The following is an 18,696-nucleotide window of genomic DNA, read 5'->3' as shown; positions in this document are numbered from 1 at the left end:
CGGACAGGTTCACGTTCGGTCTGTGGACCGTGGGCTGGCGTGGCAACGACCCGTTCGGTGAGCCGACACGTCCCGCGCTGGACCCGGTCGAGTCGGTCGAGCGGCTCGCGGAGCTCGGTGCGCACGGGGTGACGTTCCACGACGACGACCTGATCCCGTTCGGGTCCTCCGAGACGGAGCGCGCCCGGCTGATCGGCCGGTTCAAGGACGCCCTGTCCCGCACCGGGATGAAGGTCCCGATGGCCACCACGAACCTGTTCACCCACCCGGTCTTCAAGGACGGCGGGTTCACCGCGAACGACCGCGACGTACGCCGTTTCGCGCTGCGCAAGGTCATGCGCAACATCGACCTGGCCGCCGAGCTCGGCGCGACCACCTACGTCGCCTGGGGCGGCCGCGAGGGCGCCGAGTCCGGCGGCGCGAAGGACGTCCGTATCGCCCTGGACCGGATGAAGGAAGCCTTCGACCTGCTGGGCGACTACGTCACCGAGCAGGGCTACGACCTGCGCTTCGCGATCGAGCCCAAGCCCAACGAGCCCCGCGGCGACATCCTCCTGCCCACGATCGGCCACGCCCTGGCCTTCATCGAGCGCCTCGAGCGCCCCGAGATGGTCGGCGTGAACCCGGAGACCGGCCACGAGCAGATGGCCGGGCTGAACTTCCCCCACGGCATCGCCCAGGCCCTGTGGGCCGGCAAGCTCTTCCACATCGACCTCAACGGACAGTCCGGCATCAAGTACGACCAGGACTTCCGCTTCGGCGCCGGCGACCTGCGCCAGGCCTTCTGGCTCGTCGACCTCCTGGAGACCTCCGACTACACCGGATCCCTCCACTTCGACTTCAAGCCCGTACGCACCGACGGCATCGACGGCGTCTGGGAATCCGCGAAGAACTGCATGCGCAACTACCTCATCCTCAAGGAACGCGCCCTCGCCTTCCGCGCCGACCCCGCCGTCCAGCAGGCCCTGACCGCCTCCCGCCTGGACGAACTCGCCCAGCCCACCGCCGACGACGGCCTCAAGAGCCTCCTCGCCGACCGGTCCGCCTACGAGAACTTCGACGCCACCGCCGCAGCGGAGCGCTCCATGGCCTTCGAAGCCCTCGACCAGCTCGCCATGGAACACCTCCTCGGCGTCCGCTGACCCACCCCCCGGGGCACCCGGCCCACCACCGGGCGCCCCGGACGGGCGGGCCCGCTGACCGGCGCGGGCCGGTGTACGTGAGCCCGCTGTCAGACGTCCACCGGCGCGGGCGCGGCGTACGCGACCGGGTCGGCCAGCACGTCCTGCACCACCAGTGCCGCAGCGCCGCGCGCCGCGTCGCCCGCCACGGACGACGCGCGCAGTCGGCCGTCGCCCCGGGACCAGAGGCCGGACACCACGCGGTCCGTCAGCTCCGCGTCGGCGGGCGGCGAGAGCCACGGCATCAGGCCGCGGTACATCCCGCCGAGCACCACCGCGTCCGGGTCGAAGAGGTTGACCGCGCCGGAGAGCACCTGCCCCAGCATCCGGCCGGCGTCGGCCACGGCGGCCAGCGTCACGGGGTCGCCCGCCCCCGCCCGCCGCTCCAGCTCCATCACTCCGGCCGCTCCGCCCGGGGCCTCGTCGATACCGGCCGCCCTCAGCAGGGCCGACTGGCCGGCGTACTGCTCGAGGCAGCCGCGTGAGCCGCACCGGCACTCGGGCCCGGTGGGGTCGACCACCACGTGCCCGATCTCCCCGGCGAAACCGTGCGCGCCGCGCAGCAGTTCGCCGTCGAGCACCAGGGCGCCGCCGACGCCGATCTCGCCCGTCAGGTACAGAAAGCTGCGGACGGTGTCGAGCCCGCCGAACCACAGCTCCGCGAGCGCCGCCAGATTCGCCTCGTTCTCCGAGCGCACCGGCAGCGGTGCCGTGCCGGGGCGCAGGCCGGCGAGCGCGTCGGCGAACAGGTCCTCCGCGGCGACCTGGTTCCAGCCGAGGTTGGGCGCCTGGCGCACCGAGCCGCCCGAGACGAGTCCCGGCAGCGCGAGCGCCGTACCGACAGGGCGGAGGTCCTGTTCCCGCGCCGAGTCGAGGGCGCGGGCGGCGATGCCCGCCGCCCGGGCGAGGACCTCCTCGGGCGGGGCGCCGCGGTTGTCCAGGTGCTCGGTCTGCCGCACCCGGCCGGCGCCCGCAAGGTCCACCACGCAGACCGACACGTAGTCGATGTTGACCTCCACCCCGAGCCCGGCGGGTCCGGTGCGCGCCACCTTCAGGGCCGTGCCGGGGCGCCCGGCCTGTCCGCTGAACGTCTTGCCCGACTCGGTGACGAAGCCGCTGTCCAGCAACTGCTCGACCAGAGAGGACACCGCGGCCCGGGTGAGTCCGACCCGCGCCGACACTCCGGCGCGGGTCGCCTCGCCGGCCTCGCCCTCGTCCCGCACGGCACGCAGCACGAGGCTCAGGTTGTGACGGCGCACGGTGTCCTTGTCGGCCTTGGACCCCAGGGGTGTGAGGTAGCTCTTCATATCGTCGACGAGCCTATGCGATCCCCCTCCGGACGCGCCGCGGGAGACCTGGCCGCGGGCTACAGGCCCGCCGCGTCCTTGACCGCGCGCAGGTCCACGAACTTGAAGCCGGTCGCCTCCCGGCCCTCCTCGCTGCCCGAGGCCGACGTCTCGTGCCCGTCCTGGACCACCAGCAGCCCGTGGGGATAGCGGGCCCCCAGCGGCTTGTCGAGCGCGGCGGTGCCGTCGCACTCCTCGCTGCCGTCGAGGTCGGCGGAGACGGCGGTGACCCGGAAGCCGCCCTTGTAGGCGTTGCGCCCGGAGACCTCGCGGCCGTACAGGGCGAAGCTGTTGTCACCCTGGCCGGAGGCCATGAGGTAACCGTGGCCGCCGGGCTTCCCGAGGAGGGTCAGGCCCTCCACGTCGGCCGCCAGACGCCTGCCGCCGAAGCCGGGGTCGGTGCCCGGCGCGCACTCCTCGGTCTCCGGGTCGTACGTGCCGGGGATGCCGTACTCCCGGACCGTGTCCACCAGGACCGGGCGTCCGTCCAGCCCGGCGGGCAGGCGCCAGATGCCGACGTCCTCCTGTCCCGCGTAGAGCGTGCCGTTCTCCGGGTCGACGACCATGCCCTCGACCTGCGGCAGCTCACCCGGCTCGCCGCACGGGGTCCACGAGGTGCCGTCCGGCAGCCGGAAGGAGGAGGGCAGCGAGAGGGTGCGCACCAGGCGGTAGCCCACCGTGCCCGCCGCCGTGGGCCGGAGCTCCAGCAGGGCCAGGTCCGTGGTGTCGCGCCGGCTGACGAGCGCGTACGAGCGTCCGGTGGAGCGGTCCTGCCAGGTGGCGAGCCCGTACGCGGTCCGCTGCTCGTTGATCTCGGCCTGGTCCGCCGAGAAGACAGGGGCGGCGGCGGGGTCCGTGACGTCCTTCAGCGGGCCCCCGCGGCGCGAGGGGTCGATGCGGTAGACGCGCAGCCGGTCGTTGCCCCGGTCGCTGACCACGGCCACGTCGGCGCGGCCGGCCGGGGTGCGGAGCCCGGTCACGAGGTCCACGTTGTTGAACCGGCCGGGCGCGTCGTCCTCCGTCGCCGGGGAGGGCGCCGGGACCGACTGGACCAGGGCGGCGTCCAGACCGTAGACGCGGAGCCCGCCCTCCTTGGCCGTGGCCACCACCAGACTGCGCCCGGGGTGGGCGTCGTCGCGCCAGATCGCCGGGTCGTCGGCGTTGGCGTTGCCACCGTCCTCGTCGTCGTACAGCGCCGCCGTCTCCGCCGTCGCGCCGACGGCCGGGAGCGACCGCGCGTAGGCGGGGGACAGCGGGACGAGGGTGAGGAGCGCCGTACCGAGCAGAGCGGTGGCCGCAAGGCGAGGGGAGCGGTGCATGCGCACAGTGCTTCCTGTCGTGAGAGGGACATGTCCATGACTCGTCAGGAAGTGTCGGGCGGCGGAGCGGTGCACCGGTGTCGAGGCCATGAGGACGACACGGGCGGCAGGTGAATTCGCGGTGTGAGGAGCCGGGGCCGGTGACGGGGCCAAGCGGCGTGGGGCCCGGGTGCGGTGACGGCTGCCACCGAACCCGGGCCCACCCGCTGCGCGGGTTCAGGGCTTCGCGCCCCGGGCCTCGAGCATGTCCGCCATGAGCGAGATCTCCGAATCCTGCGCCCGGGCCATGCCTTCGGCGAGATTCCGGATCTCGTCCGTGCCGGCCGATCCGGCCGCGGCCCGCGCCATGTCCGCCCCCGAACGGTGGTGGACGGTCATCAGCCGCAGGAACAGCACCTCGGCGTCCCTGCCCGAGGCCGCGCGCAGACCGTCCAGCTGGGTGTCCGTCGCCATGCCCGGCATGAGCGAGCCGTCGGACGGGGTGACCGGGTGGCCCATCCACTCCATCGGCGGCCGGTCCGAACTCTTCGGCCTGTCCCAGGACTCCAGCCAGCCCAGCATCATGCCGCGCTGGTTGGCCTGGGTGTTGATGACGTCGTACGCGAGCCGTCGCACGTCCTCGTCGTCGGTGCGGTCCCGCACGAGGAACGCCATCTCGACCGCCTGCTGGTGGTGGACCGACATGTCCCGCGCGAAGCCGACGTCCGCCGAGCTCTCACCCGGGACGGCCGGGGCCGCCCCGGAGCCGGACGGCGAGGCTGCCGAGGGTCGCACCACCATCAGCAGCACGAGCCCCACGGCCACCACGAACACCATGGCACCGGCCCAGACGAGTGCGCGGGGAGCCCGCGCGGACGAGCTCACTCGGCGACCCCGCCGGAGCAGGCTGCGCCCGGCTCCGGGGTCTGCGCGCCCTGGACGTACTTCGTGAAGAACTGCCCGACGCGCGCGTCGGTGGCGCTCTTCACCGTGAGCTGCTTGCCCCAGGCGCTGAGCATCAGCGGGTCCTTCTGATCGGTCACGGGGCTCATCAGCGAGTAGGGCGTCCTGGACACGCGGTCGGAGAGCGCCTCGACGTCGGCGTCCTTCGCCGTGTCGTTGTACGTGACCCAGACGGCGCCGTGCTCCAGCGAGTGGACGGCGTTCTCGTCCGGTATCGCCTCGGTGTAGACGTCGGCGTCGCAGTTCATCCAGACCGGGTTGTGGTTGCCGCCGACGGGCGGGTTCATCGGGTAGTCGACGGGCGTCTCGACATGGTCCTGAGTCAGGTCGTCCCAGGACTTCTCGCCGGTGACCGGCGAGGTCCTGGCCTGTTCCTCGGCCTTGTCCTGCTCGTCCGCGGCCGACATCAGGTAGCCGCCGCCGGCGACGAGGCCGGCGAGCACGACGACGGACGCGGTGATGGTGATGACGCGGCTGCGACGCTCGCGGGCCCGCTCCTTGCGGCGGGCCTCGTCGAGCTTGGCGCGGCGTGCGGCGGACGGGCTGTTCTGGTTCTTGGCGGAAGCCATGTCAGGTCCTCGGGTTCACGGATCGCGTGTGCGCACGGCGCGTCACGCGGGGCAAGGGCACGCGGAAGGCCGCCTCCGGCGCATCGGTGGCGCGGAGGGCGGACCCGGGCGGGGCCTAGATCCGTTGGATCTGAAGACGCATCCGGTCGACAGCGCCCACGCTGTCGTCGGAGGGGCCGCGGATGGCCGCGGCGCCGGTGAGGGGCGCGGTCCTCGTCACTGCCGAGGGGCAGGGCAGGGCGACGGGGGTGGGGTGGCCGGGCAGGACGACGGCCGTCGAGTGGTCCGTCGCCCCGTGGCAGGAGCTGCCGATTCCGCGTTCGTCGGGGGCGTCGACCACGACGACCGACACGGCCGCTCCGGACACGGGGGTGAAGCCCCTGACCGCCGCCGCCGAAGGCGTCTCGGCGCCGGCCGCGGCGCCGGTGTGCGGGGAACAGCAGAGGAACACCGCGATGAGCAGCAGAGCCCAGCCGAGGACGGCGGGCAGGCTCCTGCCGCTCCGTCTCCGGGCCGTCGGTCCGCTCGCTCCGGTCATCGCCGCCATCATAGATGGTGTGTGAATCTTCAAGGAGTTCGGCCCGGGGGTTGGCGGGATTCCGGCCCCCGGCTTGGCAGGATAGTGTGCCCCGGTGACGACGCAATCGAACGTACCTGCGGGCTGGCATCCGGACCCCCATGGCGCACCCCAACTGCTGCGCTACTGGGACGGCTCGCAGTGGACCGAGCACACGCACCCGGCTCAGGGGCAGGCGCCCGCCCAGGGGCAGGCCTCCGTCCAGGGACAGGCACCGGCCCAGGCGCAGGCGCCCGCCCAGCAGCACGCCGCGATGCCGCAGCAGCAGGCCGCTCCCCAGCAGTTCGCCCCTCAGCGGGGCGCTCCTGGTGCGGGCTCGCTGTTCAACCAGCAGGTCCTGGTCGTGAACCAGAAGGCCAAGCTGATCGAGGTCACGAACGAGTACCGCGTCTTCGACCAGCAGGGCAACACCGTCGGTTCGGTCGTCCAGGTCGGCCAGAGCGCGCTGCGCAAGGTGCTCAGGTTCGTCTCCAGCATCGACCAGTACCTCACGCACCGCCTGGAGATCCGCGACGCCCACGGGCAGCCGCAGCTGCTCCTGACCCGGCCGGCCAAGTTCATCAAGTCCCGGGTCGTCGTGCAGCGCCCGGACGGTCAGCCCGTCGGCGAGATCGTCCAGCAGAACGCCATCGGCAAGATCAACTTCGCCATGATGGTCGACGGGCAGAAGGTCGGTGCCATCAAGGCCGAGAACTGGCGTGCCTGGAACTTCGCCATCGTCGACGGCAACGACGCCGAGATCGCCAGGATCACCAAGACCTGGGAAGGCCTGGCGAAGACCATGTTCACCACGGCGGACAACTACGTGCTGCAGATCCACTACCAGCTCCCCGAGCCTCTGCTGAGCCTCGTCGTGGCCACGGCCCTGACCGTGGACACCGCGCTCAAGCAGGACTCCCGGGGCCTCGGCTGACCGTCCGGGTGCGGGGGGCCCGGCGGTGGCAGGATGCCGGGCATGCCCACTCTGGTTGCCCCCCACATCCCGCCGGGACGGCTCTCGTCGTGCCCACAGCCCTCGATTCCCGCCGACGGCGGACTGCACCAGCGCACCCAGATCGGCGATACCGGCTCCCGGGCCGATCGGTCCGGCCGACGAGCCGCCGTGCCCGGGGAGGTCCCACCGCACGACCCGGTGGGCGGCGGAGAGCTCGGGGGCGACCCCGTCCCAGAGCGCGGTGGAGGTGCCGAGGGAGGGGCCGAGCAGGAGCGGGGGAGCGCCCGCCGGTCCTTCGGCGCTGTGGTGGAGGAGGAGGGAGGATGTCATGGTCATCGGCGCTCCAGAGCGCGGTCGGTGAGGGGCCCGGCGCAGCCGGAGTAGCGGACAGGGTCGGTCAGTTCGTCGAGGTCCAGGCCGTCGAGGGCGGGCTCGGCCGCGAGGATTTCCGCGAGCGGTCCGCCCTCGCCCCGGGAGCGCGCGGCGGCCTCGTTGAGGATCACCTCGGCCCGGTCGCGGCCCACCCGCTCGGCGGCGACGGCGGCCAGCCTCTCGGAGACGATCAGCCCGCCGGTCAGCCCCGGATGGCTCCGCATGGCCGCGGGGAACACCTGGAGTCCTTCGGTGAGTTCCGCCGCATCCTTCGCGGCCCCGCCGACCAGGCGCAGAAGGTCGCGGAGCGGCTCCCATCCGGCGTGCCAGGCACCGGCGGGCCGCCCAGGTGCCGCCGACGGCTCACTCAGGCAGATGATTTACATGTGTAACACCTGTTAATCTAAATGGGTGAGTGATACAGCCGTGCGGCCCCGGAAGCCATCCGTCCACAAACTGCCGGTCACCGGTGTCCTGCGGCTCAGGAGCCCCGCCGAGACCTGGTACAAGCCCGCGCTGAGCGTGGTGGTCGCCTCAGCGGTCCCGAACCTGCTGCTGTACTCCCTCGACCGCCTCGACCTGGTGATGTACACCATGGCGGGCTCGCTCTGTGCGCTGTACGGGCACAACCTGCCGTACGCACGCAGGGCGCACACCGTCCTCCGTGTGATCCTCGGGATGGCGGCGGGCCTGACGGTCGCCCTGGTCGCCGCCTCGCTCACCGACTCGACGGCCGTGCTGATCGCCGTCGGCGCGCTGCTCGCGGCCGTGCAGAAGACCTTCTGCGACGCGAGCCGTCTCGGCCCGCCCGGCAACGTGATCTTCGCCTTCGTCACCTCGGCCGCCCTGTTCGCCCCGCAGGAACTCGGGCAGGTACCGGGGCACCTGGTCCTCATGCTGACCGTGGGTGCCTTCTCGTGGCTGGTCACCGCCGCTCCGGCCCTGTGGCACAGGGAGGGGCCCGAACGCCTGGCCACCGCGCGCGCTCTCGACGCCGCCGCGGCCCACGCCGAGGATCCCGGCGCCCGGAACCGGCACGCCGCCGCGGCAGCGGTCCAGGCCGCCTGGCAGTCCCTGCTGGCCGCCGGCCGCCCCACCCCCGTCCGGCAGGAGCTCGAGCGGCTGGTCGTGCACGCCGAGCGGGCCCTCGCCACCTCCGCGCTCGACGGCCGTGCCGGCGGCGCGGACCCCCAGGAGCTGCGCGGATGGGCGGTGAGGACCCGGGGCCGGGGCCCCGTCCCCTGCCCGCCGCCCGCACCCGGCACGGTCGAGCAGCTCTTCGGGATCGACGCGGAACGGGCCGGTCAGCGGATGCGGCGGGGCCGTCGCGAGGCGCGGCGCAGGCTGCTGCGCACCCTCGGTCCGGGCTCCCCCGTGCTGCCGACCGCCGTCCGCACTCTCGTCGGCTGCGCCCTGGCCGGATGCGTCTCCTCGGCGCTCGGTGTGGGGCACCCGTACTGGGCCATCGTCACCGCAGCCTCCGTCTACCAGCCAAACCTCAGCCTCTCGTGGAGCAGGGCCGTGCAGCGGACGGTCGGCAACCTTCTCGGTGTGCTGGTCTTCGCGGCAGTCATCCCGCTCGCCCGGGTCAGCCCCCTCGTCCTCGTGCTCTGCGTCCTCTGCTTCAACTTCGCAGCCGAGGCCCTGATCACCCGCAACTACTGGCTCGGCTCCGTCGCCGTCACTCCGATGGCCCTGCTGATCCTGGAATTCGGGGGGTTCCAGCCGGCGGGCGAGCTGGTCGCGGACCGCGCCCTGGACACCCTCGTGGGTGTCGCCCTGGGCATCCTCGCCGCGGTGGCCGTCACCAACCGCCGGGCGTCCGGCCTCGTGGAGCGTGCCCTCGCCGCGGTACGCGACGCCCGGGAGCGGGCCGAGCGGACGGTCGCCGACCCGGCGTCCGGAGCCCCGGCGCTGGAGGCCGCACGCAGGAGGCTCACCGCGTCGCTCGTCGAGCTGCGCGACGCGAGCGACGTCGCATCGGGAGAATGGTGGCAGCGTGCCCTGCCCGAGGAAGAGCTGCTCACCGCTGAGCAGGCAGGGCACCGTACGCTCGCGGCGACAGCACGACGGCAGGGTCTGATCACCCTGCCCCCGGCGAACGGAGCGGTGTGACCGACGACATCGTGGCCTCGGTGGTACGGCAGTGGCAGGCCGTCATCCCGGGGCTGGACACCGGACCGATGGAACTCATCGGCCGCATCAACCGCTGCGCTGCCCTCCTCCAGCAGGCCGAGGACGCACCCTTGCGGGCCGCCGGTCTGACCCGTGCCGAATTCGACCTGCTCGGCGCGATGCGCCGCACCGACCGTGAGCTCACCCCCGGCGAGCTGGCCCGTGAGACCTTCTCGTCGGGAGCCGCTGTCACGAAGCGGCTGCGGGTCCTGCAGGACGCCGGTCTGATCGGCCGGCGCAGCGACGACAGGGACCGCAGGGTCGCCCACGTGGGCCTGACGGAGGCGGGGCGCGAGCTGGTCGACCGGCTGCTGCCGGAACAGCTCGCCTACGAGCGTTCGGTGCTCTCCGGGCTCGACGAGGAGACCCGCAGCGGGCTCAGCGGACAGCTCGGCGAGCTCCTGGTGCAGCTGGAGGGCAGGCTCGGCGGCGCCCGCCGCTGACGAGCCGCGTGGCTCCGTCCGCGGCCGGCCACCGGCCCGCGAGCTCACCGACCGTGAGGGGCGCGCCGTGGGGGAGGCCGCACCCTCGGAGCCCTGTGCCCGGCGGCAGGTGCCTCCCCGCGCTCGCACGCGGAGCGCTCGCACACGCGTCCGTCGCTCAGGGATCTGCTCCTTTCGATCCGATTCGATCGTATGTGCCCTCGTCCCGTTCTGAGGTGCACTTGAATTCGCATGCGCTCGGGGCTGTCGCTCGCGCGTACCCATGATCAGGCGTTTCTGCTGGTCATTCGCCGCTTGTCGGAACCGGCGTGAGCGCCTTCTGTCCCGCAGGACGGGACGGAAGGGTCTGTATTTCCCCGATTTTCGATCACGTCACTCCCTGCGCACGCTCGGCGGCGGTGAGTGCGAAAACTGGCGAGTGTATTACCGCCGGCGGGCTCGCGCAGGGGGTTGGGTGAATATGCCGAGGCACTGTTCTGATCTGGTTAGGCTCACGCGCAGTGAAGTCGAGTTGAGATGAATCCAGGCACTTGTTCACACCTGTCCGTGCAAGTGCGTATACCTCCCGAATCAACCGCCAGAGGGTTTAGATGGTCCGTGTTGAATCACCGCCGACCAACAGAGACGTCCCCGTAGTACGCGCCGCGCTCCTGCCCGTTGTGCTGATGGCCGGCGCCACCGCCGCCGGCGCGGTGCCGGTCACCGGGGCCACCCGGGCGGCAGTCGTCTGGTGCGGTGCGATCGCCACCGTCGTGGTCGCCACGCTCACCGTCGTACTGAACCGCCGACGCCGGGCGATGCGTGTCCAGCGCGCCGAGTACGAACAGCGCATCGCCTTCCTGGAACACCGCATCGCCTCCTACGACCAGGAGACCGCGCGCCTCAGCAGGGAACTCCTGCCCGCGGCCATTCGCCGGCTGCGCGCGAGCAACTCGCCGCAGGAGGTGATGCGCGACATCGTCGACGCGGACGAGTCCTACCGCAACCTTCCCCAGGCACAACGCGCCCTGGTCCTCCAGGTCCTCGACATCATCGACAACGAGGAGGCCATGCGTGACTCCGCGCAGCGCGCCTTCGTCAGCGTCGCCCGCCGGGTCCAGGCCATCGTCCACCGGCAGGCCAGTGAACTCCGGGAGATGGAGGATCACCACGGGCGCAACCCCGACGTCTTCGACGACCTGCTCCGCATCGACCACGGCACCGCGCTGATCGGACGGCTCGCCGACTCCATCGCCGTACTCGGCGGTGCCCGCCCCAGCCGCCAGTGGCCCAAGGCCGTGCCGCTGTTCAGCGTGCTGCGCGGAGCGATGTCCCGGATCCTCGAGTACCAGCGCGTCGATCTGCACTCGATCGCCAAGGTCGCCATCGTCGGCACCGCGGTCGAACCGCTCATCCACGCCTGCGCCGAACTCCTCGACAACGCGACGCGCTACTCGCCGCCCCAGACCCGGGTCCACGTCACCGCGGTCGAGGTGCAGACCGGCATCGCCATCGAGATCGAGGACGGCGGCGTCAGCCTCAGCGAGGAGGCCCGCGTCAGGGCCGAGAACATGCTCGCCCAGGCCCAGGCCGGCATCAACATGAACGACCTCGGGGAGTCCCCGCGCCTCGGCATGGCCGTGGTCGGCCGACTCGCCCGCATGTACCAACTCCAGGTCTCCCTGAGGCAGTCCGCCTACGGAGGTGTCCGCGCCGTGCTCATCGTGCCGCGCGACATGATCACCACCGGCCCCGCGCCGGGCATCGCCCACGGCATCGGTGCCACCTCGCGGCCCCAGAGCTCGCTCGACATGTCGCAGATGCAGCACGTCGTCCCGCCGCGCGGCAAGCACAAGACCCGTCCCGCGGCGAGCGGGCCCGTCCCGTCGCTCGCGTCCTCCGCCGCCGCGCCCGTCCCCGCTCCGGCGGCGTCCGCACCACGGTCCGCGCCCCCCGCGCCGGCCATGGGCGCCGACGACGAGATCGTCGTCACCGAGTGGACCGACGGCGGCCTTCCGCAGCGCCGCAGCCGGGGGCGCGCACCCCTGGGTTCGCACAATCTTCCGCAGCAGTCCGCGCCGTCCCCGGAGGCCGCCCCGCGCAACGGGCACAACGGCGGCGGCGCCGCGGCGCCGCCCGGCCTCTGGCTGGAGGCCTTCACCCAGGCCGTCAACGGTGTGCCCAAGGAGCCGAAGAACGACTCAGACTCTGACGACGCGTGGGACAAGGGAGACGAGAAGTGATCCAGCAGCGGGGAAACATGGACTGGATGCTCAAGGAACTGGCCGACGACGTACCGAGCATTCACCAGATCGTGGTGCTCTCCGCCGACGGCCTCCGGATCGCCCGGCACGGCGGTGACCCCGACGTCGCCGACCGTCTCGCCGCCGCCTGCGCCGGGCTGCAGAGCCTCGCCGCGGCCGTCGCCACCGAGATCCCCTACAGCGACGGCCTGATGAAGCTCGTCGTCATCGAGGTCACCGGAGGGTTCTTCTACCTGATGGCGGCGGGCGCGGGCGCCTACCTCGCCGTCCTGGCCGGCGAGACGGTCGACGCGGGGCTGGTGGGTGCCCGCATGCGCGACATGGTCGTACGGATCGGCGCGCACCTGACCAGTCCTCCGCGCCATGACGGGCAGGGCGGATGAGTCCTCCCCGACGAGAACGCCGCAAGGCCGAACCGGCGTTGAGTGATCCGGAACGGCTGTATGTGATCACGGGCGCCCCGGACGGCGAGCGAGCGGCGCTCGACCTCGTCACGATGGTGGTGTCGCAGGCCGAGCCGTCGCCCACGGTCCAGCCCGAGCAGGCCGCGATCCTGCGGCTCTGCAGGGCCCCGTTGTCCGTCGCGGAGATCTCGGCCTATCTGAGCCTGCCCTTCAGCGTGGTCACCTCGCTCCTGACAGAACTCCTGGCGACCGAACTGATCGAGTCGCGTGCGCCCATCGTCCGCGCCGCGCTCCCCGACCGGTCCCTTCTCGAAGCGGTGATGCATGGACTTCAGAAGCTCTGACACGATCACGGGCCCCCGCAGCGAGGACGTCCTTCCCAGCACGGCCACGGCCGCGGTGAAGGTCGTCGTCGTGGGCGGGTTCGGGGTCGGCAAGACGACCATGGTCGGCTCGGTGAGCGAGATCCGCCCCCTGACGACCGAAGAGACCATGACCCAGGCCGGTGTCGGCGTGGACGACAACGTGGGTGTGGAGACCAAGACCGCCACCACCGTCGCCATGGACTTCGGCCGGATCAGCCTCAGCGAGGAACTGGTCCTCTATCTGTTCGGTACCCCCGGCCAGGAGCGCTTCTGGTTCCTGTGGAACGGACTGTTCGAAGGAGCGCTCGGAGCTGTCGTCCTCATCGACACCCGCCGGCTCCAGGTCAGCTTCGACGTCATCGGAAGGCTGGAGGAGCGCGGCGTGCCGTTCGTGGTCGCGGTCAACACCTTCCCGGACGCACCGCACCACCCCGTCGAGGCGCTGCGCAGCGCGCTGGACCTGCCGGACGAGGTGCCGATGATCGACTGCGACGCCCGGCTGCGCGCGTCCAGCCGCGATGTGCTGATGACCCTGATGCGCTACCTGCACCGCCTTGCCGTGCCGCTCGCCTGACGACCGCACACCCCTCTGCCTCTGAACGGGCCCTGTCCCCCACGCGCCCGGACTCGGAACGTCTTATTCCTGGAGCCACTGTGACAACCCCCTTCCAGCACGAACCCGGATCGGCCACCGGCCCGGTGCCGCCCCCGCAATGCCCCGCGCACGGCATGGGCATCGGCCCCGGCGGGCTGCGCCGGCTGTACGGCCCCGAGGCCGAGGCGGACCCCACGGGCCTGTACGAGAAGCTGCGCGCCGAACACGGCACGGTGGCGCCCGTCCTGCTCCACGAGGACGTCCCCGCCTGGCTGGTGCTCGGGCACAGCGAGAACCTCCACATGACCCGCACCCCCTCGCAGTTCTCCCGCGACTCACGCCGCTGGCGCGGCCTGCAGGACGGAAGCGTCGCCCCCGACCATCCCCTCGCCCCGCTCTTCACCTGGCAGCCCGTCTGCTCGTTCGCCGAGGGTGCCGAACACGAGCGGCTGCGCGGGGCGGTCACCGACAGCATGGCGCGCATCGACACCCGTGGCGTACGCCGCCACATCAACCGGTACAGCAACCGGCTCGTCAACGACTTCTGCCGGGCGGGCCGCGCCGAACTCGTCAGCCAGTTCGCCGAGCGGCTCCCGATGATGGTGATGTGCGCGATCATCGGGATGCCCGAGGAGTACAACGACCGCCTGGTGCAGGCCGCCCGCGACATGACGCGGGGTTCGGAGACCGCCGTGGCGAGCAACGTCTACGTGATCGGCGCCCTGGACCGGCTGGTCCGGCGCCGCCGGGCGGCCCCCGCGGAGGACTTCGCCACCTGGCTGGTCGAGCACCCCGCCGGCCTGACCGACAAGGAGGTCAGCGAGCACCTGCGGGTGGTCCTCATCGTCGCCTACGAGACGACCACCAACCTGATCGCCAACGTGCTGCGCATGGTCCTCACCGACCCCAGGTTCCGGGCCAGGCTCAGCGGCGGGCACATGACGGTGCCCGAGGCGGTCGAACAGACGCTGTGGGACGAACCGCCGTTCACCTCCGTGCTGGGCCGGTGGGCGGTCGGCGACACCGAACTCGGCGGGCAGCAGATCAAGGCGGGTGACGCCCTGATCGTCGGCATCGCGGCAGCCAACACGGATCCCGCCGTACGGCCCGACCTCACCGTCAACATGGAGGGCAACCGTGCCCACATGGCCTTCAGCAGCGGCCCCCACGAGTGCCCCGGCCAGGACATCGGACGCGCCATCGCCGACGTGGGCGTCGACGCCCTGCTGATGCGCCTGCCCGACCTGGAACTCGGCGTCGACGAGAGCAGGCTGACCCGAGCCGGGAACTTCATGTCGCGGCACCTGGTGGAGCTGCCGGCGGGCTTCGCCCCCGCCCCGCAGCAGGAGATCGACGCCGAACCGCTGCCCGCGGTGGCCCGGTCCCGGTCGCGCGCCGACTGGGAGGTGTCGTCGCCCGCCGTCCACCGCACCCCCGCGGGAGCCCCCGGGGGCCACTCGCCGGCCGCACAGGGCAGTGCGGAAGCGGCACCCGGGGCGGGAGCCGTCATCCCGGCACAGCGCAGCGGGCCGACGAGGATCTGGCAGGCCGTCGTGCGCTGGTGGAGCGGCCACTGACACCGTCGCCGTTCCCGGTGCCCCGGACCCCAGGGTCCGGGGCACCGGGCCTCCCGCCCCGTACCATCGAGCAGCGTGAAGCTGACAATTCTTGGCGGTGGCGGATTCCGGGTCCCTCTCGTGTACGGGGCGCTGCTCGGCGACCACGCCGAAGGCCGCGTCTCCCGGGTGACCCTCTACGACACGGACACGGACCGCCTCACCGCCGTCGCCCGGGTTCTGGCGGAGCAGGCGGCGGGCGTGGACGACGCCCCCGTCGTCGTCGCCACCGGTGATCTCGACGAGGCCCTGCGAGGTGCGGACTTCGTCTTCTCGGCGATCCGGGTCGGCGGCCTGGAAGGCCGCGCGGCGGACGAGCGCGTCGCGCTCGACGAAGGCGTCCTGGGACAGGAGACGGTCGGAGCCGGCGGGATCGCCTACGGGCTGCGCACCGTCCCCGTCGCCACGGATCTCGCCCGGCGCATCGCCCGCCTCGCCCCCGGTGCGTGGGTCATCAACTTCACCAACCCGGCGGGCCTGGTCACCGAGGCCATGGCCCGGCACCTCGGCGACCGGGTCATCGGCATCTGCGACTCCCCGGTGGGACTTGGCCGCCGCATCGCGCGGGTTCTCGGCGCGGACCCGGAGCGGGCGTGGATCGACTACGTCGGGCTCAACCATCTCGGCTGGGTCCGCGGCCTGTGGGTCGGTGGCCGCGACGAACTCCCGCGCCTGCTCGCCGACCCGGGGCTTCTCGGCTCCTTCGAGGAGGGCCGGCTCTTCGGCCCCGACTGGCTGCGCTCGCTGGGTTCGGTCCCCAACGAGTACCTGCACTACTACTACTTCAACCGGGAAGCGGTCCGCGCCTACCAGGAGGCCGAGCAGACCAGGGGCGCCTTCCTCCGCGACCAGCAGGAGGGCTTCTACGCCCGGATGAGGGACCCGGCCGCCCCACCCCTGGCCACCTGGGACCGTACGCGCGCCGAACGGGAGGCGACGTACATGGCGGAGAACCGGGACGTGGCCGGAGCCGGTGAGCGCGAGGAGAGCGACCTGGAGTCCGGGGGCTACGAGCAGGTGGCCCTCGCCCTGATGCGAGCCGTCGCCCGCGACGAACGCACCTCGCTGATCCTCGACGTCCGCAACCGGGGCACCCTCTCCGTGCTCGACGACGACGCCGTCATCGAGGTGCCGTGCCTGGTCGACGCCAACGGCGCGCACCCCGTCGCCGTCGACCCGCTCCCGTACCACGCGGTCGGGCTGGTCACCGCGGTCAAGGCCGTGGAGCGCGCGGTGCTGGAAGCTGCGGAGAGCGGCTCACGGGCGGCCGCGGTGCGGGCGTTCGCCCTGCACCCGCTGGTCGACTCCGTGTCGGTGGCCCGCCGCCTGGTCGAGGGATACACCGCCGTCCACCCCGGGCTCGCCTATCTCGACCGGCCGTGAGCGGACTGCGCCCCGTCAGGGGGCGTGTACCGCCCGCGGCCGGCCCGCCGGGTCCCAGGACGGCGCGACGCCGGTGACCTGACAGACCATGAGGAAGAGCGGAATGGGGGGCGTGTACGGCGTACGGCTGTCCGGCGCGTGGATCAGCCGGGGGCGGCCCGCGGGGACGTAGGCCCCGGCGGCGTACGACGCCTGCTCCGGCCAGTCCAGATCCTGGTCGGAGCCCGACGGGACGATCCACCACCACTGGTCCGCGTCGGCGAACACGCAGCCGGCGCGCGGCAGATGCGACATCAGGCGGAAGCCGTACCGTGCGGGCACGCCCACCGCGTCGCAGCCGAGGCTGGCCGACAGCGCGGGCGGCAGCGGGAGCCGGACCCGGCGCCGGCCGTCGTCCTCCTCGCCGGGGCGGGCGCGGCGAGCGCCGAGCAGCTGGGACCAGGCGTTCTTCAGCATGTCCGCTCCGGACCGTACGGCAGTTCCGCCCACACGATGCGTCCCGAGTGGTTCCCCGCGTCGTGGGAGCCCCAGGCGGCGCTCATGGCGTCGACGAGCAGCAGCCCACGGCCGTGCTCCCCCTGGGCGTCGTGGGACAGCCGGGGGCCGCCGGGCTGATGGCCCTGGTCCTGCACGGAGATGCGCAGCCGTCCGCCGTCGCAGGCCAGCTCACTGACGACCCGTGTGCTCGCCGTGTGCACCACCGCGTTGGTGACCAGCTCGGAGACGATCAGCACCGCCGATTCGTGGGCGTCCCCGGCGACCCCCCAGTCCGCCAGTCGGGCGCGCGTGAGGCGCCGGGCACCGGCGACCGACTCGGGGTGCGCCGGCAGCGCGAAGCAGTAACGGAGCGCCTCCGTCCCGGGGCTGAGGTCCATGAGCCGGGGGATGAGCGCACTGCCAGGTGCCACGACCGATTCCTCACAGTGGGGGCTGTGTCACGCTTCGCACCGCCCTGGGCGGGCCGGGCACGATCACGCGAACTTGGTTCGGCCTCCAACTCTCCCCCTGACATGAACACTTGGCAAGAGGCACTCTGAAAAATTCAGAGTGACTGTGTCCCTGGAGCCGTGCGCATGGCACACTGCTCGCACACAGCGCATCGGGAGGTCTGAAGTGAGCGAACCGCGGTCCGCCCCGACCGTGGGTCAGGTCGTTCTCGGCAAGCGCCTGCAGGATCTGCGGGAGCGCGTCGGCCTGAGCCGTGACCAGGCGGCGAAGGTGCTCCGTGTAGCTCCGGGGACCATACGCAGGATGGAGACCGCCGAGGTCGGGCTGAAGATCCCGTACGTCCAGCTCCTCCTCAAGGCCTACGGCATCGCCGACAGCGAGACCGAGGCCTTCGTCGAACTCGCCGAGGAGGCCAACAAGCCCGGCTGGTGGCAGCGCTTCCATGACGTACTGCCCGACTGGTTCAGCATGTACGTCAGCCTGGAGGGTGCCGCGAGCCTCCTGCGCATGTACGAACCGCACTTCGTCCCGGGCCTGCTGCAGACCGAGGACTACGCGCGCTCCGTCCTGCGCACCGGCGCGGTCGGACAGACCCGGCCCTCGGACATCGAGCGCCATGTGGCCCTGCGGATGGAACGGCAGTCCCTGCTCACCAAGGCGGAAGCGCCGAAGCTGTGGGTGGTGATGGACGAGACCGTCCTGCGGCGCCCCGTCGGCAGCCCGGACGCCATGCGGGCCCAGGTCGACCGGCTGCTCGCGGCGACCGAACTGCCGAACGTGACGCTGCAGATCGCGGAGTTCGCGACCGGCCACCACCCGGGAACGTACGGTCCGTTCGTCCTCTTCCGCTTCGCCGTCCCCGAACTCCCCGACATGGTCTACAGCGAGTACCTGACCGGCGCCGTCTACTTCGACGCGCGCCCCGAGGTGGCTTCCTATCTCGAGGTGATGGACCGAATGGCGGCTCAGGCCGCAACTGCACAACGCACGAAGGAAATCCTCAGGGACTTCCGCAAGGAGCTGTGATGAACCACATATACAACGGCATGCCGGCCGCCGACCTCGGCACCGAAGGCTGGTACAAGCCGTGGAGCGGTGGTAACGGGGGAAACTGCATCGAGGCCATGAAGCTGGCCGACGGCAGGGTGGCGGTCCGTCAGTCCGCGGACCCCGACGGGCCCGCACTCATCTACTCCAACGGCGAGATCGCCGCCTTCATCCAGGGTGCCAAGGCCGGCCAGGCCGATTTCCTCCTTACCTGACACACCGTCACATTGGCTCGCA

Annotated in this window: 19 protein-coding genes and 2 pseudogenes; 12 read left to right on the top strand and 9 right to left on the bottom strand. The window is 72.0% G+C overall.

The window, feature by feature from the left end; translation table 11 throughout:
• On the top strand, positions 1–1,142 hold a 1,142-nt coding region (gene xylA / locus B9S57_RS13915; protein WP_103515886.1), incomplete at its 5' end, for a xylose isomerase.
• An 89-nt stretch (positions 1,143–1,231) separates the two neighbouring features.
• Here xylA and B9S57_RS13910 read toward each other — a convergent pair.
• From B9S57_RS13910 to B9S57_RS13890, 5 genes are all read right to left on the bottom strand, one after another.
• Positions 1,232–2,488: an ROK family protein gene (locus B9S57_RS13910; RefSeq protein WP_103515883.1), complete on the bottom strand. Its 1,257-nt coding sequence runs from the start codon at positions 2,486–2,488 to the stop codon at positions 1,232–1,234.
• Positions 2,489–2,547: 59 nt separating this feature from the next.
• Positions 2,548–3,846: a phytase gene (locus B9S57_RS13905; protein ID WP_103515882.1), complete on the bottom strand. Its 1,299-nt coding sequence runs from the start codon at positions 3,844–3,846 to the stop codon at positions 2,548–2,550.
• 216 nt (positions 3,847–4,062) lie between these two features.
• Positions 4,063–4,662: a DUF305 domain-containing protein gene (locus tag B9S57_RS13900; RefSeq protein WP_181011341.1), complete on the bottom strand. Its 600-nt coding sequence runs from the start codon at positions 4,660–4,662 to the stop codon at positions 4,063–4,065.
• A 44-nt stretch (positions 4,663–4,706) separates the two neighbouring features.
• Positions 4,707–5,357, bottom strand: coding sequence for a DUF3105 domain-containing protein (locus B9S57_RS13895; RefSeq protein ID WP_103515880.1), 651 nt, complete (start codon positions 5,355–5,357; stop codon positions 4,707–4,709).
• 115 nt (positions 5,358–5,472) lie between these two features.
• Positions 5,473–5,895 (bottom strand): hypothetical protein, encoded by a 423-nt coding sequence (locus B9S57_RS13890; protein WP_374935934.1) that lies wholly within the window; start codon positions 5,893–5,895, stop codon positions 5,473–5,475.
• Between the two features lie 94 nt (positions 5,896–5,989).
• Between B9S57_RS13890 and B9S57_RS13885 the strand changes: the two genes are divergently transcribed.
• Positions 5,990–6,847: a phospholipid scramblase-related protein gene (locus B9S57_RS13885; RefSeq protein WP_103515879.1), complete on the top strand. Its 858-nt coding sequence runs from the start codon at positions 5,990–5,992 to the stop codon at positions 6,845–6,847.
• Positions 6,848–6,973: 126 nt separating this feature from the next.
• Here the strand turns inward: B9S57_RS13885 and B9S57_RS35425 are convergent.
• Both B9S57_RS35425 and B9S57_RS13875 read right to left on the bottom strand, forming a co-directional pair.
• Positions 6,974–7,198 (bottom strand): annotated as a pseudogene (locus B9S57_RS35425) (4-carboxymuconolactone decarboxylase); the annotation flags it as partial.
• A 2-nt stretch (positions 7,199–7,200) separates the two neighbouring features.
• Positions 7,201–7,599, bottom strand: a pseudogene (locus B9S57_RS13875) (3-carboxy-cis,cis-muconate cycloisomerase); the annotation flags it as partial.
• A 52-nt stretch (positions 7,600–7,651) separates the two neighbouring features.
• Between B9S57_RS13875 and B9S57_RS13870 the strand changes: the two are divergent.
• The 8 genes from B9S57_RS13870 to B9S57_RS13835 all read left to right on the top strand — a co-directional run bounded on the left by B9S57_RS13870 (position 7,652) and on the right by B9S57_RS13835 (position 16,464).
• Positions 7,652–9,355: an FUSC family protein gene (locus B9S57_RS13870; RefSeq protein ID WP_181011339.1), complete on the top strand. Its 1,704-nt coding sequence runs from the start codon at positions 7,652–7,654 to the stop codon at positions 9,353–9,355.
• Entirely contained in the window at positions 9,352–9,858 is a 507-nt protein-coding gene (locus B9S57_RS13865) for a MarR family winged helix-turn-helix transcriptional regulator (RefSeq protein ID WP_103515876.1), read from the top strand. The genes B9S57_RS13870 and B9S57_RS13865 overlap by 4 nt, the downstream gene beginning before the upstream one ends.
• Before the next feature lie 590 nt (positions 9,859–10,448).
• The gene (locus B9S57_RS13860) at positions 10,449–12,080 is read left to right on the top strand and encodes a sensor histidine kinase KdpD (protein WP_103515875.1); all 1,632 of its coding nucleotides are present in this window, start codon (positions 10,449–10,451) and stop codon (positions 12,078–12,080) included.
• Positions 12,077–12,484, top strand: coding sequence for a roadblock/LC7 domain-containing protein (locus B9S57_RS13855; RefSeq protein WP_103515874.1), 408 nt, complete (start codon positions 12,077–12,079; stop codon positions 12,482–12,484). The genes B9S57_RS13860 and B9S57_RS13855 overlap by 4 nt, the downstream gene beginning before the upstream one ends.
• On the top strand, positions 12,481–12,849 hold the full coding sequence (locus B9S57_RS13850; RefSeq protein ID WP_103515873.1) for a DUF742 domain-containing protein: 369 nt from the start codon (positions 12,481–12,483) through the stop codon (positions 12,847–12,849). Before B9S57_RS13855 ends, B9S57_RS13850 begins: the two co-directional genes overlap by 4 nt.
• Positions 12,830–13,444 carry an ATP/GTP-binding protein gene (locus tag B9S57_RS13845; RefSeq protein ID WP_103515872.1) on the top strand — a complete coding sequence of 205 codons (615 nt, stop codon included), beginning with the start codon at positions 12,830–12,832 and terminating at the stop codon, positions 13,442–13,444. Before B9S57_RS13850 ends, B9S57_RS13845 begins: the two co-directional genes overlap by 20 nt.
• Positions 13,445–13,524: 80 nt before the next feature.
• A complete protein-coding gene (locus B9S57_RS13840) occupies positions 13,525–15,042 on the top strand; it encodes a cytochrome P450 (protein WP_103515871.1) in 1,518 nt (505 codons plus the stop codon).
• Between the two features lie 75 nt (positions 15,043–15,117).
• Positions 15,118–16,464: a 6-phospho-beta-glucosidase gene (locus B9S57_RS13835; protein WP_103515870.1), complete on the top strand. Its 1,347-nt coding sequence runs from the start codon at positions 15,118–15,120 to the stop codon at positions 16,462–16,464.
• A gap of 15 nt (positions 16,465–16,479) precedes the next feature.
• Here B9S57_RS13835 and B9S57_RS13830 read toward each other — a convergent pair whose 3' ends face one another.
• Positions 16,480–16,920, bottom strand: a complete 441-nt coding sequence (locus B9S57_RS13830; protein WP_103515869.1) for a hypothetical protein — start codon at positions 16,918–16,920, stop codon at positions 16,480–16,482.
• Positions 16,914–17,372, bottom strand: a complete 459-nt coding sequence (locus tag B9S57_RS13825) for an ATP-binding protein (protein ID WP_103515868.1) — start codon at positions 17,370–17,372, stop codon at positions 16,914–16,916. The genes B9S57_RS13830 and B9S57_RS13825 overlap by 7 nt, the downstream gene beginning before the upstream one ends.
• A gap of 205 nt (positions 17,373–17,577) precedes the next feature.
• Here B9S57_RS13825 and B9S57_RS13820 point away from each other — a divergent pair, with 205 nt between their 5' ends.
• Both B9S57_RS13820 and B9S57_RS13815 read left to right on the top strand, forming a co-directional pair.
• Positions 17,578–18,438 carry a helix-turn-helix transcriptional regulator gene (locus B9S57_RS13820; protein WP_103515867.1) on the top strand — a complete coding sequence of 287 codons (861 nt, stop codon included), beginning with the start codon at positions 17,578–17,580 and terminating at the stop codon, positions 18,436–18,438.
• Positions 18,438–18,674 carry a DUF397 domain-containing protein gene (locus B9S57_RS13815; RefSeq protein WP_014049581.1) on the top strand — a complete coding sequence of 79 codons (237 nt, stop codon included), beginning with the start codon at positions 18,438–18,440 and terminating at the stop codon, positions 18,672–18,674. The genes B9S57_RS13820 and B9S57_RS13815 overlap by 1 nt, the downstream gene beginning before the upstream one ends.
• Positions 18,675–18,696: the final 22 nt, after the last annotated feature.

This window comes from Streptomyces sp. SM10, assembly GCF_002910915.1.
Taxonomy (GTDB): Bacteria; Actinomycetota; Actinomycetes; order Streptomycetales; family Streptomycetaceae; genus Streptomyces.
This window is presented reverse-complemented; position numbering and strand designations above follow the sequence as displayed.